The following is a 14,296-nucleotide window of genomic DNA, read 5'->3' on the forward strand; positions in this document are numbered from 1 at the left end:
TAAACGATAACCCGGGCGAGCGAGGCCCCTCAGAGCCCCCCGACCAGCGCCTTCAGGCGCCGGAGCGCGCGGGGCTCGATGCAGTAGCAGACGCGGGGCCCGTCGACCTGGCCCCGGATGAGGCCGGCGTCCTTGAGCACCTTCAGGTGCTGCGAGACGGTGGACTGGGCGAGCGGCAGCTCGTCCACGAGGTCGCCGCAGATGCACGCGTCCTTGCGCGCCAGGATGCGGAGGATCTTCACGCGCGCCGGGTGCCCGAGGGCCTTCGCAAGGCCGGCGAGCTCCTCGTCGGCCTCGTCGCCCTCGATGGGTCGCAGATCCGCCTGCTCGTCCGCGGGCGGACAGCAGGGGCCGGCGGCCTGGGAGGCTGGCTTCATCGTAGATTGACGATATGCGTTCCGTGCCGCTCGGTCAAGGACGCCGGCGATCGGGCACGCCAGGGGCGCCCTGGGTGCCTTCCTCCGCCCCTGCTGGTGCGGAGGAAGGCGAGCGGGGTCAAGGCCGAGCACGCGATCACCGAGGGCTCCTGGTCGGTCCCTTTCTTGCGAGGGCCCCGCCAGCGCGAACGAAGCGGGACTCCCGTGCCCCCGAAGGAGACGACCATGCCGAGCGATACCGAGATGCGACACCTGCGCCGCTGCGTCGAGCTCGCGGCGCTGGCGCTGGAGACCGGCAACGAGCCGTTCGGCTCCGTGCTGGTCGCGGCGGATGGGACGGTCCTCGCCGAGGATCACAACCGCGTGGGCGGCGGCGATCCGACCAGCCATCCGGAGCTCGCGCTGGCGCGCTGGGCGGCCGCGAACCTCGCTCCCGACGAGCGCGCCGCGGCGACGGTCTTCACCTCGACCGAGCACTGTCCCATGTGCGCCGCGGCCCATGGCTGGGTCCAGCTCGGCCGCATCGTGTACGCGAGCTCTTCGGCCCAGCTGGCCGGCTGGCTCGCCGGGTGGGGCCTACCGGCTCCTCCGGTGCGATGCCTGCCGATCCCCGACATCGTTCCGGGGCTGCCCGTGGAAGGGCCCGTCGAGAGCCTCGCGGACGAGGTTCGCCATCTGCACCGGCGCTTCCACGCCGCGCGCTGACGCGCGTGGCCGTACCGGCGGGAGGACGCCCATGGAAGGGATCTTTGGTTTCTCCAAGCCTCTCTGGGAGATCGCCTCGCGCACGACGCTCATCTATTTCGCCCTCGTCGTCGTGATCCGCCTCATCCCCAAGCGACGCACCGGACATCTCTCACCGAACGACATGCTCGCCCTCATTCTCATCGGCGGTCTGGCCGCCGACGGCATCATGAGCGGATCGACCTCGCCCGCGGACATCTTGCTCATGATCGCGCTCATCGTCGGCTGGGGCTACGTGATCGACCTCCTGGAGTTCCGCGTCCCCTTCTTTCGGCGTTGCCTGCGCGACAGGCAGACGACCCTCGTCCGAGACGGCTGCCCGCAGTGGGGGAACATGCGCCGGGAGATGGTCACCGAGGAGGAATTGCAGGCGGCCCTCCGCAGGCAAGGGATCACGGACCTCGCCATGGTGCGCTCTGCCTGCCTCGAGGCGGACGGCGAGATCAGCGTGGTCAAGAGGCAGGGTGCGCAGGACGGCGAGGCGTGAGTCGGGTCATCGACCCATGGCCTCGGAGCGTTCGGCCCGCGCTCGCTGGCCGCGGTCCTCGACGCCGCGCGCGCGGCCTACGCCTTCTGCTGCCGCTCGACCTCTGCGCGGAGGCGCTCCTCCTGCGCGCGGAGCTCCGGGGTGAGCGCCTCGCCGAAGTCGTCCGCCTCGAAGATCGGGCGGAGCTCGAGCTCGGCCTCCTCGCCCGGCATCGGATCGGGGCAGCGACGCGCCCACGCGACGGCCTCCTCCATCGACCGGACCTGCCAGATCCAGTAGCCGGCGATGAGCTCCTTCGTCTCGGTGAACGGACCGTCGATGACGCTGCGCTGGTTCCCGGAGAACCGGACGCGCTTGCCCTTCGCGCTCGGGTGGAGGCCGTCGCCCGCGACCATGACGCCGGCCTTGACGAGCTCCTCGTTGTACCTGCCCATCGCGGTCAGGAGCTCCTCGCTCGGCATGACGCCCGCCTCGCTGTTCTTCGTTGCCTTCACGATCACCATGACCTTCATCGTCGTGTCCTTTCGCTGGGGCGCCGGGGACGCCGGTGGGGTTGTTCACACAGGCGACGTGTGACGTTTTACGAGATCGATCCGGCCGAGGAAGTGCTCTCCGGCCGGGTCGCCATTCTTGGCGAACTTGCAGTAAAATCAACAGGCTATGTGGCGCCGCTCGTCCGCGGGGCGCCGGGGCCTCGGGCCCGCGCCTCGCTCGCGGGGCGCGGCTTCCACCGGGTGGCCAGGACCACGATGAGCGGCTCGACGCGTGGCTGGCGGCGAACGTGCCGGGCGCGCGCATCGGCCCGATCGACCCGGCATACGACCGCGACCTCTGGCTGCTCACGCTCCCCGAGCTGAAGAACGTGAACCGCATCCGCGCGTTCATGGATCACATGGCCGAGGCGCTGTCGGCCTGACGCCGCGCTCGCCCGGGCGCGCCGGCTGTCGAACCGAGTACTCGGTGCCCGAGCGGAAGGGCACCGTCATCGACGCGAAGCCGTGGCGCGGATCACGCACGTAGGCGACGTAGTCGCGATAATCGGCCTTGAAGACACCGACGTTGTCGGTCACCACCACGGCGCCCGGACGCAGGGCCGAGGCGACGAGCTTCAGCACGTCGAGCGCCCGCAGGGGAAACCCATCGTTGAGCATGAAGTCCACCTCGCCGAGGTCCGCCCGCAGCGTCTCCGTCGCGTCCCCCACGCGGATCTCGGCGAAGGACGCGAGCCCCGCCTCCTCCAGGTTCGCCTGCGCGCGCCGCGCCTTCTCCGGCACGAGCTCGGTGCCGATGACGCGGCCGCCTCCGTTGTCGCGCACCGCCGCCGCCAGCCACAGCGTCGAGACGCCGAAGGACGTGCCGAACTCGACGATCGTCCTGGCGCGGAGCGCCCGCGCCGTCAGGTAGCAGAAGGCGCCCTGGTCGCGCCCGAGCGCGAGGTACTTGTCGGCGAAGTCGAGCTCCGTGCCCGCAGCGTCGACGCGGCGGCCGAGGAGCATCCGCGGCAGCTTCGGCAGCAAGTGGAGGAGGACACCCGGCACCTGCCGGTCGGCCTCGTCGTGGAGGCGCCGCAGCACGGCGCGCACCCGTTCATCGGGCAGGACGGCGATGGGATCGGACTTCATGGTCGGCCTCGGGTCAAGGACACACGTTCTCGGAGCGTTCACTCGCCCTCCTCGCAGGCATTGCCTCCAGCGCGGAACACCGGAGCATTGGTGAGGGCGGCGGCGTCGAGGAGAACGTAGCAGTCGACGCCGTCGACCGCATTGCGCAATCAGGACAATTTATTTATCAAAACGGACATGGCAGCGAGGCGGCGGGGCTCGAGGGCGCCCCGGATTGCGCATCCGACGGGCTGGACGGTTCACGGAGACGTCCAGGTGGCGAACGAGCCCCGCGGCGCGGCGGCGTCGTTCGAGTCGCTCGCGAGCCGTTTCGTGCTCGATGCGCGTGGGCGCTGGAGGACCGCGGTCGCGCGGCCGGCGAACGCGATCGGGCTCAGCATGGCGAGCGGTGGGCTCGAGAGCGAGCCTCACGCGCACCGCGAATCGCAGCTCGTGTACCTGGTGCGCGGAGAGATGATCTGCGAGGCGTCGAGCGCTCTCTGGATCGTGCCGCCGCGATCGGCGCTGTGGATCCCCGCGTCGGTGACGCACCGGATCCGCGCGCGCGCGCCGCTCGAGGGCTACTGCGTCTTCGTCGAGCCCGGCGCGGCGCCGAACCTGCCGCAGGATTGCTGCGCGGTGTCGGTGACGCCGCTCTTCCGCGAGCTCTTGCTGCGCCTCGCGACGCGCCCCGCGCTCTACGATCTCGAGGGACCGGACGCGCGCCTCATGAGCGTGCTCCTCGACGAGCTCGCGACGGTCTCGATCGAGAAGCATCGGTTGCCGATGCCGATCGATCCGCGGCTCCGTCGTCTGGTGGATGCGATGACCGCCGATCCGGCGAGCGGCGCGACGACGAAGGCGTGGGCGAGGCGAATCGGCGTCAGCGAGCGCACCTTGAACCGTCTCCTGGTCGAGGAGACGGGCTTGAGCTTCGGCCGCTGGCGCCAGCAGCTCCACATCATCCTGGCCATCCAGAAGCTCTCCCGCGGCGCGACCGTGCAGAGCGTGGCGCGGGACCTCGGCTACGAGAGCGCGAGCAGCTTCGTGACCATGTTTCGCAAAGCGCTCGGGGCGTCGCCCGCGCGGTACATGGCGAGCCGCCTGGCCACGCTTGCTTGATGTGCGCCACGGGCGCCACCGTGCAACTCGATGTCTCTCGGACGCTGGGCGCTCCGACGCGCCGCCGGGTCGTCGACCAGCGCCGCACGGTCACCCAGCTCGGGTCTACCGTCCATGCGCTCGGCTCCGCTGCCGGCCTCTCTTGGCATGATGTGGCCGATGCCGGGGACGAGGGGGATCGAGGTGACGCGGCCTACCGCGGCGGAGCCGCTCGCGGCTGGCATTGCTGTGATCGTGTCGGGGAGAGCACCGTCATCGTCCGCGCGTCTTGACACCCTCAGACCACCTGCGCGTTGATGCGCGCCTTCGCAGCGCCGCCCTGCGACGCTCTCTGGAGCAGCACGGCGGAGCGCAGCAGTGAACTTCATTGGGGATCGTGGAGATCGGATCGATGAGCCGTGTTTTGCAGCGGACCGCTTTGTTCGCCTGCGCCGGGGCCGCTCTGCTCGCCGGGTGCGGCAGCTCCTCGCTCGCGTCGCTTCAGGCAGAGGCCACCTCGATTGGTGAGGGCGGCAGGAGCGATGGAATCGAGCGCGGTGAAGCAAGGGCCGCCGGCGCCGGAGGCGCTGGCGGCGGGACGAGCGTCGATTGCGACGAGGTCTCGGCCGAGCTCCAGGCCGCGCTCGACGCGGCCGTGGCGGATCAGGGGCTCCCCGGCGCCGCCGCCGCCGTGCGCCTCGGCGCGTGCAGCTGGCGCGGCGCCTCCGGGATCGCGGACGCAGCGACGAAGGTCCCCATGCGACCCGATGACCTCTTCCGGGTAGGGAGCATCACCAAGACCTTCATGGCGACGCTGGCGCTGATGCTGCGCGCCGAAGGCCGCCTGTCGCTCGACGATGGCGTCTCCAGGTACGTGGAGGGCGTCCCCGACGGCGAGCGGACCTCCGTCCGGCAGATCCTGAACCACACGAGCGGTATCTACGACTTCACGCAGAGCGACGAGTTCTGGTCCGCGGCCCTCTCCGATCCAGAGCGCGCGTGGACGCCCCGGGAGCTCATCGAGGTCGCCGCGTCGCATCCGCCGTATTTCGCGCCTGGGCAGGGCTTCGCTTACTCCAACACCAACTACATCATCGCGGGTCTGATCCTCGAAGCCGCGTCGGGGGAGCCCGTCGGCGAGCTGCTCCGCGCCCGGATCCTCGAGCCGGCAGGGCTCGCGCGCACCTACCTCGACGGCGCCGAGGCGGCCCTGCCGGGCCTCGTGCGCGGCTACGGGATTGACCGGGGGAAGCTCGTCGATACGACCTCCGCGGCGGATCCGTCGGCGGCCGGCACCGCGGGCGCCCTGGTCTCGACGGCCGAGGACCTCACGCGCTTCTACCGCAAGGTGCTCGACGGCGAGCTGCTCGGCCCAGCCGAGCTCGCCGAGATGACCACCTGGATGGACGCGAGGCTGGGCGACGTCACCGGATACGGGCTCGGGCTGTCGCGCCGTGGCTCCCAGCTCGGCCCCCAGTACGGGCATGACGGCGGGATCTGGGGGTTCACGTCCTCGTCCTATCACGCGGTCGACAGCGACGCTTCCATCACCGTGCTCGTCAACCTCGAGGTCGGCGACGCCCGCAGGATCGTCGATGACATGTCGGATGTCCTGATGATGCGCTGAGCCGGGCGAGGCTCGGTCGCCGCGAGCCCGACACGCGCGTTCGCGGACACCTGAGCATCGAGCGACGGGCGCAGGCGGCCGAGCGCGGGCTCGGCGCCGCGGCCCGCGGCGGCCGCGGGCGTCGAGGTGGGGGCGCCGGCGGGCGCGCGATTGCGTTGGCGTCGTACAGGATGCCGCGACCCCTGATCGCGGCGCGGGTGGCGGGTGGCCACGATGGGCTATCCTGGGCGGGATGACGGTCCAGGAGCTCCACGTCGCCGGGTATCGCTCGATCCGCGAGATGACCCTCCCCCTCGCGCAGGTCAATGTCATCGTCGGGCCGAACGGCGTCGGCAAGACCAACCTCTACCGCACCATGGTGCTGCTCGGCGCCGCGGCGAGCGGGAGCTTCGCGCGCACCCTGGCCGAGGAGGGCGGGATGCCGTCGGTGCTCTGGGCCGGCCAGCGCAGCAAGGGCCCGGTGCGGATGACGCTGCGGGTGCGGCTCGACGAGCTCGTGTACGAGCTCCAGTGCGGGCTGACGCCGCCGCCTGGCGGGCCGTTCGAGCTGGACCCGGACATCAAGGAAGAGACGCTCTGGCTGCTCGACAAGCGCCGCCGCCTGCCGATGCTGGAGCGGGCCGCGGGCTCGGCCTTCGCGCGCGACGCGGAAGGCCAGCGCGTGACCTTTCCCTTCTCGCTCTGGGGCTCGGAGTCGGTGCTGTCGCAGGTGGTGGAGCCGCATCGCTTTCCGTTGCTCTCGGCCGTGCGGCAGCAGCTCATGAACTTCCGGTTCTATCACCACTTCCGGACCGACCCCGGCGCGCCGTTGCGGGTCGAGCAGGTCGGGGTGCGGACGCCGGTGCTCAGCACCGATGGCCACGATCTGGCCGCGGCGCTGGCGACGATCCTCGACATCGGCGACCGGGGCGCCTTGAAGGAGGCCGTCGCCAGCGCGTTCCCGGGCGCGTCGCTCGAGGTCTCCTCGACGCGGGGGCGGTTCCGGGTCGAGCTCGGGTTGCCGGGGATGTCGCGGCCGCTCGACGCCCGCGAGTTCTCGGACGGCACGGCGCGCTACCTCTGCCTCCTGGCGGCGCTGCTGAGCCCGAGGCCTCCGCTGCTGATGGCGCTGAACGAGCCGGAGACGAGCCTGCATCCGGATCTGCTCGGGCCGCTCGGGGATCTGCTCGTGCACGCGGCATCCCGGAGCCAGCTCTGGATCACGACGCACTCCCGCCCACTGGCGGAGCGGATCCGGAAGGCGACGCCCTGCCGGCTCATCGAGCTTGGCAAGAGAGGTGGAGAGACGGTGCTGGCGCACGGCGCGGCGGAGGAGGAGTGACGTCCGCGCCCGCGTGAGCCTTGCGCGCGGAGCCGCGGCGCCGAGCGCGTGGAGTGCTCCACCGCTGGGCTCAACCGGCTTTCAGCTCGTCCACCGACGCACGCCCTTCCGGTAGGCGACGAGGCAGAAGAGGTGGCTCGCCACCGGGATCGTCACGAGCTGGAAGAGCAGAACGAGAGAGAGCTTGAGCCAGGAGGCCCCGGGGACGCGCAGGCCGTAGCCGATCAAGAGCAGCATGATGCCGAGCGTCATCGCCTTGCCGAGGGCGTGAGCGCGACAGTAGACGTCGGGCAGCTTCACCGTCCCCACCGCCGCGACAACCACGAAGAAGCAGCCGCCGAACATGACCACCGTGCCCAGAGCTTCCGTCCAGCTCATGACCGCTCCCGCGCATCGAAATCGTCGTCGTCGGGGCTGAGGTGCATCAAGTAATAGAAGTAGGCGACCGTCGTCAGGAAGCCGAGCCCGCTCAGGATCAACACGAACTCGATGTAGTCCGCGGAGCCCGTCGCGGCCGAGAAGACGAGCACGAGGGCCACGACCGTGATCGTGATCATGTCGAACCCGAGCATGCGATCGAGCGTGGTGGGCCCCCTACCCAGACGCCAGAGACCGGCGCCGATGGCCGCGAACAGCGCCACCCAGATGACGAGCATGCCGACGTCCGCGAACATCATCGGGTCCACCTGAGGATGGGGGCCTCGAGCTCGTCCCTGATGCCGCGCAGCGTGGCCTCTGCGTCTCGAGCGTCGAGGGCGTGCAGGACCAGCCGAGTGAAGTCGGGAGAGATCTCCACGGTCGTCGTGCCGGGGGTGAGCGTGATGCAATGAGAGAGCACGAGGATCTCCAGCTTCGACAGCCGCTCGACTGGATACGTGAGAAACCCGGGCGCGAGGTCCTCGCGCCTCTCGAACAAGATAGACCTGGCGAGCTGGAGGTTGGCGAGGACGAGCGCGCGCAGGAAGCAAAGAAGGAACAGAAAGAACCCCAGGACGCGCAGCGGAAAGGGCCGTCTTCGAGGAGGGGGTGCCGGAGCTTTCATGGGTGCTTGCCTTCCTCTGGCTGGTCGTTCAGCGCTCGGACGCTGTTCACGTAGGCGGTGCGGTCGAGGGTCTCCCGGGCCGCGTGCTCGGCGATCGTGACGAAGTGGCTCGCTCCCAGGCCTATGCCGAGGGACACCGCGGCGAGCAGCCCCACGACGGCCGTCATGCGACGGCTCGAGGGCGTGAGCGCGAGGGGAGCGCCCTCGGGCTTCGTCCTCCAGAAGGCGCCGAGCCAGATCTTGAGCATGCTGAGCAACGTCAGGATGCTGGCGATCAGGGAGAGGAGGACGAGCGTCCATTGGCCCTGAGCGAGGCCTTCCTTGACGATCATGAACTTGCCCCAGAAGCCGCTGAGCGGCGGCAGGCCGGCCAGGGACAGCGCTTGCAGGAGGAAGACGACGCTCAGGCCGGGGGCCGCTGCCCAGAGGCCTCCCGTCCTGTCCAGGTGATCGGTGCCCTGCACGCGCAGGATGATGCCGCCCACCAGGAACAACGCCGCCTTCACGACGATGTGGTGGATGATGTAGAAAATCGCCGCCATGAACGCATAGGGCGAGAACAGGCCGACGGCCAGGGCCATGTATCCGACCTGGCTCACGATGTGATAGGACAGGATGGCTTGAACGCGGCTCTGCGCGACCGCGCCGAGCACGCCGATCACCATCGTGAGCCCCGCGCCCCAGGCGATCGCCGCGTGGAGCCACGTGAGCTCCGGGGGGAGGACCGTCCCGAAGATCCGGATCAGGACGTAGACGCCGACCTTGGTCAGCATGCCCGCGTAGAAGGCGGCGATGGGAGGCGGGAGCGCGGGGTAGCTGATGGGCAGCCAGTAGTAGAGCGGGAAGAGCCCGGCCTTGATCGCGAAGACCAGCAGAAACAGCAGCCCGAGAAGATCGAGGCGGACGTCGCCGACCATCGCCGAGCTCCGGACGGCGATCTCCGCGAAGCTCAGCGTGCCGAAGAGGCCGTACGCGAAGGCGCAGACGCAGAGGAAGAGCGCGCTGCCGAGCAGGTTGATCGTCACGTAGGGCAACGCTCGACGGGAACGGCGCGCGTCGGCCTCGAGCGTCATGAGCGCGTAGGACGCGAGCAGGAAGACCTCGAACGCGACGAAGAGGTTGAACAGGTCGCCCGTGAGGAACGAGAGGTGGATGCCGGTGATCAGGAGCAGGAGCAGAGGGAGCCGCAGGGGATGCTCCTCGCGCCGCGGCGTCTCGGCGAAGCCGTAGATCACGCATGCGAGCCCCGCCAGCGAGGAGAGGCAGAGCATGATGGCCGCGAGGGTGTCGGCCACGAGCACGATGCCGTAGGGCACGACCCAGCCACCCAAGCTGACCACGAGGGGCCCCGTGGTCCGCGCATGGCCGACGAGCCACAGGGAGAACCCGAGGAGCGCGAGGAGCACGAGGCTGATGGCGATGCGTCGTCCGGCCGACGGGCGCGGGACGAGCAGCGCGAGCAGAGCCGCCGCGAGCGGGACGACGATGGGAGCTGCAGCGAGCGAGTTCATCGGGCAGCCTGTTCGCCGGGCGCGTCGTCCGCCTCGTCGAGGCCGGTCGTCGTGGCCGAGCCAGAGTCGACGTAGATCCGGTAGAGCAGCACCGTGAGGTACGCGGCGACCGAGAAGCCAATGACGATCGCCGTCAGGATGAGCGCCTGGGGGACCGGATCGACCGCCGACGTCGACGTGGTCTCCGAGCCCGCCATGGCCGCTCGTCGACCCGTCGGATCGCCCGACATGGAGAGCACGACCAGGTTGGCCGCGTTCGAGAGCAGCAAGAAGCCGAGCAGAACCCGCAGGAAGCGGCGAGAGAGGCACAGGTAGATGGCCCCGCCGGCGAGCACGGCGACGAGCACGGCGGTGTCGAGCTGGCCTGTCATGGCTCGCTCCTCGGCGCCTCGGCCACGTGGCGCGCCGGATCGATGTCGATGGGCTCGCTCGCCAGCGCGGCGAAATTGCCTTCTTCTTCACGAACGAAGGCAGGCAGGCCATGCACGGACTTCATCAAGGGCAGCATCAACTTCAAGGTCACCCCCACGACGGTGAGGAACACGCCGGCGTCGAAGAGCATCGGGGTCCCGATGGCCAGGGGCCCCACCGTGGTGTGCAGGTGGTGCAGCGGGGAGAAGCCGAAGCAGAGCGGGAGCAACGCCGCGCCCAGGGCGAGGGCGATGCCCGTGACGGCGACCAGCATCGGCCTCACACGGAAGCGACGACGGAACCCTTCGACGCCGAGCACGAAGCTCAAGAGGAGCAGAGAGAGGGCGGTGATGAGCCCCGCGACGAAGCCGCCGCCCGGCGCGTTGTGGCCCCGGAGGAAGACGTAGAGCGAGAAGAGGTTGAGCGGGAGGAAAGCGCCGAGCGCGACCGCCTTCAAGATGAAGTCCCGAGGGACAGGGAAGAGATCCGTCGCGGGGAGGGCGGCGTCGGGTCGGGGGGCAGAGCTCGCGCGCGACAGGAGGCCCAGGCAGCCGAGCGCGGCGATGAGCAGGACGGTGATCTCGAGCATCGTGTCGAAGCCGCGGAAATCGACGACGACCGTGTTCACCGCGTTGGCGCCCTTCGCGAGCGGGAGGGTGTGCACGAGGTAAAACGAGCCGGCGCGGTCGACCCCGTCGTTCGGGAAGATCAGGACACACAGGCCCAGGAGCAGCCCCGCGCCAGCGGAGAACCCGACACGCACCAGACGCGAGCCCGGCCTCGTGACAGCGAGCGGCTGATACTCGGCTCGGTCGCGCTTGAAGCGGAGCACCACGAGCAAGATCAGGATCAGCGTGGCGGCCTCGACGAGGAGCTGCGTGAGCGCGAGGTCGGGGGCCCGATACAGCACGTAGTAGAAGGCGACGCCGGATCCCACGAGAGAGACCGCGAACAGCTGGGGGATAGGACGCTTGCAGGCCGCCGCGAGGAGCGCGCCCGTCGAGATGAGCATCACCACCCCCCAGCGAATCCATCCTTCGAGGCTCGCAGGCCTGATCTCCGTGCGCGCCAGGAGGGTCGCCAGACTGTCTCGGGCCTGGACGAAGATCGCCAGGAAGACCGTCACGATGAAGGCGACGAGGATGAACAGGTAGATGGAGGGCCGCGGGAAGCCGAGCCTGCGATCGAGCCATTTGCCGAACGACGGGATCGCCTCGACGGCTCGCTCGAACCCCCGATCGAGCTGGAGCAGGCGCGGCACGGAGCGCTGGGTCCAGCGCCGTCGCTCACTCAACCAGAAGGAGGCGCCAGCCGTCGAAAAGACGCCGAGGCTGAGGAGCGCGGCGGGGGTCCAGCCGTGCCAGAGCGCGAGGTGGGGCGCGGCGAGCCCAGGAGGGCCGAAGGACGCGATGAAATGCCCGAAGACCGCGGGCTGGACGCCGAAGTACAGGACCCCCAGCGCGAGGAGGAGCGCCGGTAGCTGAATGCCGAGGGAGGGCGCGTGAAAGTGCGCGCCGACCTTGTCGGGCACCGCCCCGAAGAACACGCGCTTCGCGATGTGGAGGGCGATGAGCGCGTGGAGGACCGAGCCGCCCACCATGCTGAGCAGCGGCCAGAGACCGAGGCTCCCCGGATGGCCGCTCTGGAAGGCGAGCCCGCTCTCCAGCAGGAGCTCCTTGCTGATGAACCCGCTGGTGAGAGGCACCCCCGCCATGGCCGCGAGCCCCACGAGCGCCGTGGCGCCCGTGAGCGGCATCTTCTTGAACAACCCGCCGAGCTGCCGGAGATCGCGGGTGCCCGTGCTGTGGTCGATGACGCCGACCACCATGAAGAGGCACGCCTTGTACAGGGTGTGATTCAGGATATGGAGGAGGTCCCCGAATGCGGGCCCTGCCTGCGAGGCCCAGCCGTACTGACCGACGAGCAGGCCCAGCTGGGCCACGGTCGTGTAGGCGAGCACTGCCTTCAGATCGTGGGACAGCCACGCGAGGCCCGCGCCGAGGAGGAAGGTGAGGAACCCGATCGTGATCAAGACCGGCGTCCAGCTCTCGAGCCCGACGAACACCGGCAGGAGACGCGCGGTGAGGAAGACGCCGAGCTTCACCATGGTGGCCGAGTGGAGGTACGCGCTGACGGGCGTCGGCGCCGCCATGGCGTTCGGCAGCCAGTACTGAAAGGGAACGAGGGCCGACTTGCCGCAGATGCCCACGAAGCAGAAGAGAAAGGCGGCGGCGAGCAGCCCTTCGCTCCCTGGAGGCACAGGCGCCTCGAGCATCCGGGGGAGCTCGAGGGTGCCGAAGACCTGCTGGAGCAGCACGATCCCGACGAGCAACGCCAGGCCGGTGAGGCTGGTGGTCAGGAGCGCCATCCGGGCGCCCCGTCGAGACTCCGGTCGATCGTGCAGGAATCCGATCAAGAAGAACGAGGTGATGCCGGTCAGCTCCCAGGCGGTGAACAAGACGAGCAAGTTGCTGGAAAAGACGGTGACCAGCATCGCGCCCATGAACAGCTGCAAGGTGCAGTAGAACTGTCCGTGGCGCCTGTAGTGATCGTCGAGGTAACAAGCCGCGTAGAACGTGACCAGGCTACCGACGCCGGTCACGAGCAGCCCGAAGAACAGCGCGAGCCCGTCCGGCGTAAAGGAGAGCTGCACCCCCAGACGCGGTATCCATTCCCAGCCGATCGTGGTGCGCTGGGCCTCCGGAAGGAGGTAGAGGGCCAGGCAAGCTCCGAGGCTGATCAGCGGCGCGGGCAGCGCTGCCCAGCCGACGCGAGCCCCCCAGCGGCGCCCCAGCGCCAGGAGCAGAGGCGCGGAGATGAACGGGCTGAAGAGGAGGAGGAGAAGGAGGGTCTTCACGTCGGCCGGCTCCTCGTGAACCGGGCGGAGCGCGGCAGAGCTCCCGCGACGTCAAGCGGAGCGCGGCTGGATCGCGATGGGGTCGCTGTGGCTGACATGATCATCCTGCCGGGGGTCATACCCGGTAGGATGGCGGCCCGACCATCCCTCTGCGCCTGCAGCGCCTCCAGGCCCTGCACCCATCTTGAGAATTTCGCGGAACCTCGCACAGATCCGCGTTTCGCGCAAGCGCACTTCGCTCGTCCCGGCCGTCGTCAGCGTCCCCGCCTCAAGGGCCTCTTTGCCCGACCTGCCCCGTTGCGGCTTGCGGCAGGTTCCATCCCCAGGGCGCCTCGCCACGTCCGAGTCACCGGCACGGAGCCCCGCCGCCGCCATGCCAGGAGGCCGCCACCGGCCCGGTGAAGGGCCGCGGTGCGAGTCGAACACCTCGCGGACGAACCTGCCCACGTCCTGGCCCATCGGGTCGGCGCGCCCCCCTGCCCCGCCTCCCCTGCCCGGGCGCGCCCTCCAGGGCGCCGCGCCACGGCGGCCCGGTCGCTCCGCGCAAGAGGCAGGCGTCACCCCAGGTAGCGCGCGAGGTTCTCCAGGGACGCTCGAAGACCGGCATCGTGGTCGGCCTGGCTGATGCCGGGCGGGACGTTCTCCGCGGTGATGGTGATGCGGGTCCCCGCGGGCAGCGGCTCGAACGACCACGTCATCACCATCTCGCCCGCAAACGAAGCGTCCGACGACTCGAACGCGACCGACTGGACGATGCGCTTGCCCGGCTCCAGCGAGAGGAAGCGCCCGGCGCTGACATCGGTCCGCCCGGTGGTCTTGCCGACGCCGACGGGCGCCGCCTCATCGTAGGTCAGCTCGATGCGGTAGCGACCGCCCTCGCGGAACTCGTAGTCGAGGACGCGACCGGTCATGCTGTCAGGCGGGAGCCACGCCATCAGCGCGTCGGGCTCGGCGAAGGCACGGTAGATCGCGTCGGGCCGGGCTGCGACGACGAGCGACGCGGTGTCGGTTCGGCCCCTGGCGGCTGGCTCTCGCACCCGCACAAGCTATCACGCCACCGGTCCTCCGGGCACGGCGAAGGAGCGGGTATGTCCTTCTCGGCATGCCGGAGCGCGGACCGCTCGAGGTACTCGATGAGCGACGCATGCTGGTTCTGAAAATCGGCGATCGGCGCACGATGGCGGGATCCGCATCTTCCAGCGGACCGGAGCGGGCGG

At 69.8% G+C, this 14,296-nt stretch carries 16 protein-coding genes; 6 read left to right on the plus strand and 10 right to left on the minus strand.

Annotation, left to right across the window (positions count from 1 at the left end; translation table 11 throughout):
* Positions 1–29: 29 nt before the first annotated feature.
* Entirely contained in the window at positions 30–377 is a 348-nt protein-coding gene (locus tag WMF31_RS30785; protein WP_436605368.1) for an ArsR/SmtB family transcription factor, read from the minus strand.
* 225 nt (positions 378–602) lie between these two features.
* Between WMF31_RS30785 and WMF31_RS30790 the strand changes: the two genes are divergently transcribed.
* Together WMF31_RS30790 and WMF31_RS30795 are read left to right on the plus strand one after the other, a co-directional pair.
* Positions 603–1,082 (plus strand): nucleoside deaminase, encoded by a 480-nt coding sequence (locus WMF31_RS30790; RefSeq protein WP_436605369.1) that lies wholly within the window; start codon positions 603–605, stop codon positions 1,080–1,082.
* Between the two features lie 31 nt (positions 1,083–1,113).
* Positions 1,114–1,608, plus strand: a complete 495-nt coding sequence (locus tag WMF31_RS30795; RefSeq protein WP_436605370.1) for a DUF421 domain-containing protein — start codon at positions 1,114–1,116, stop codon at positions 1,606–1,608.
* A gap of 77 nt (positions 1,609–1,685) precedes the next feature.
* Here the strand turns inward: WMF31_RS30795 and WMF31_RS30800 are convergent, their stop codons facing one another.
* Entirely contained in the window at positions 1,686–2,120 is a 435-nt protein-coding gene (locus WMF31_RS30800; protein WP_129345975.1) for a YciI family protein, read from the minus strand.
* A 269-nt stretch (positions 2,121–2,389) separates the two neighbouring features.
* Here WMF31_RS30800 and WMF31_RS30805 point away from each other — a divergent pair, with 269 nt between their 5' ends.
* On the plus strand, positions 2,390–2,524 hold the full coding sequence (locus WMF31_RS30805; RefSeq protein WP_275938703.1) for a hypothetical protein: 135 nt from the start codon (positions 2,390–2,392) through the stop codon (positions 2,522–2,524).
* On the opposite strand, the gene WMF31_RS30810 is transcribed toward WMF31_RS30805, so the two are convergent.
* Positions 2,490–3,230: an O-methyltransferase gene (locus WMF31_RS30810; protein WP_129345973.1), complete on the minus strand. Its 741-nt coding sequence runs from the start codon at positions 3,228–3,230 to the stop codon at positions 2,490–2,492. The genes WMF31_RS30805 and WMF31_RS30810 overlap by 35 nt on opposite strands.
* Positions 3,231–3,485: 255 nt before the next feature.
* Between WMF31_RS30810 and WMF31_RS30815 the strand changes: the two genes are divergently transcribed.
* The 3 genes from WMF31_RS30815 (at position 3,486) to WMF31_RS30825 (ending at position 7,258) form a co-directional block, all read left to right on the plus strand.
* Positions 3,486–4,331: an AraC family transcriptional regulator gene (locus WMF31_RS30815; protein WP_436605371.1), complete on the plus strand. Its 846-nt coding sequence runs from the start codon at positions 3,486–3,488 to the stop codon at positions 4,329–4,331.
* Positions 4,332–4,722: 391 nt separating this feature from the next.
* Positions 4,723–5,937: a serine hydrolase domain-containing protein gene (locus WMF31_RS30820; RefSeq protein WP_436605372.1), complete on the plus strand. Its 1,215-nt coding sequence runs from the start codon at positions 4,723–4,725 to the stop codon at positions 5,935–5,937.
* Positions 5,938–6,169: 232 nt separating this feature from the next.
* A complete protein-coding gene (locus WMF31_RS30825; protein ID WP_129345969.1) occupies positions 6,170–7,258 on the plus strand; it encodes an AAA family ATPase in 1,089 nt (362 codons plus the stop codon).
* An 81-nt stretch (positions 7,259–7,339) separates the two neighbouring features.
* Here the strand turns inward: WMF31_RS30825 and mnhG are convergent, their stop codons facing one another.
* The 7 genes from mnhG to WMF31_RS30860 form a co-directional block, all read right to left on the minus strand.
* Complete coding sequence (mnhG, locus tag WMF31_RS30830) at positions 7,340–7,636, minus strand: monovalent cation/H(+) antiporter subunit G (RefSeq protein WP_436605373.1); 297 nt, start codon at positions 7,634–7,636, stop codon at positions 7,340–7,342.
* Entirely contained in the window at positions 7,633–7,935 is a 303-nt protein-coding gene (locus WMF31_RS30835; RefSeq protein WP_436605374.1) for a monovalent cation/H+ antiporter complex subunit F, read from the minus strand. The genes mnhG and WMF31_RS30835 overlap by 4 nt, the downstream gene beginning before the upstream one ends.
* Entirely contained in the window at positions 7,932–8,300 is a 369-nt protein-coding gene (locus WMF31_RS30840; protein WP_165373048.1) for a Na+/H+ antiporter subunit E, read from the minus strand. The genes WMF31_RS30835 and WMF31_RS30840 overlap by 4 nt, the downstream gene beginning before the upstream one ends.
* A complete protein-coding gene (locus WMF31_RS30845) occupies positions 8,297–9,811 on the minus strand; it encodes a proton-conducting transporter transmembrane domain-containing protein (protein ID WP_436605375.1) in 1,515 nt (504 codons plus the stop codon). The genes WMF31_RS30840 and WMF31_RS30845 overlap by 4 nt, the downstream gene beginning before the upstream one ends.
* Complete coding sequence (locus tag WMF31_RS30850; protein WP_436605376.1) at positions 9,808–10,182, minus strand: sodium:proton antiporter; 375 nt, start codon at positions 10,180–10,182, stop codon at positions 9,808–9,810. The genes WMF31_RS30845 and WMF31_RS30850 overlap by 4 nt, the downstream gene beginning before the upstream one ends.
* The gene (gene mbhE, locus WMF31_RS30855) at positions 10,179–13,079 is read right to left on the minus strand and encodes a hydrogen gas-evolving membrane-bound hydrogenase subunit E (protein WP_436605377.1); all 2,901 of its coding nucleotides are present in this window, start codon (positions 13,077–13,079) and stop codon (positions 10,179–10,181) included. Before mbhE ends, WMF31_RS30850 begins: the two co-directional genes overlap by 4 nt.
* Positions 13,080–13,636: 557 nt before the next feature.
* Entirely contained in the window at positions 13,637–14,116 is a 480-nt protein-coding gene (locus tag WMF31_RS30860; protein ID WP_436605378.1) for an SRPBCC domain-containing protein, read from the minus strand.
* Positions 14,117–14,296 lie beyond the last annotated feature (180 nt).

Origin of the sequence: Sorangium sp. So ce1036, from assembly GCF_051369805.1 — a bacterium.
GTDB classification, from domain to species: Bacteria; Myxococcota_A; Polyangia; order Polyangiales; family Polyangiaceae; genus Sorangium; species Sorangium cellulosum_F.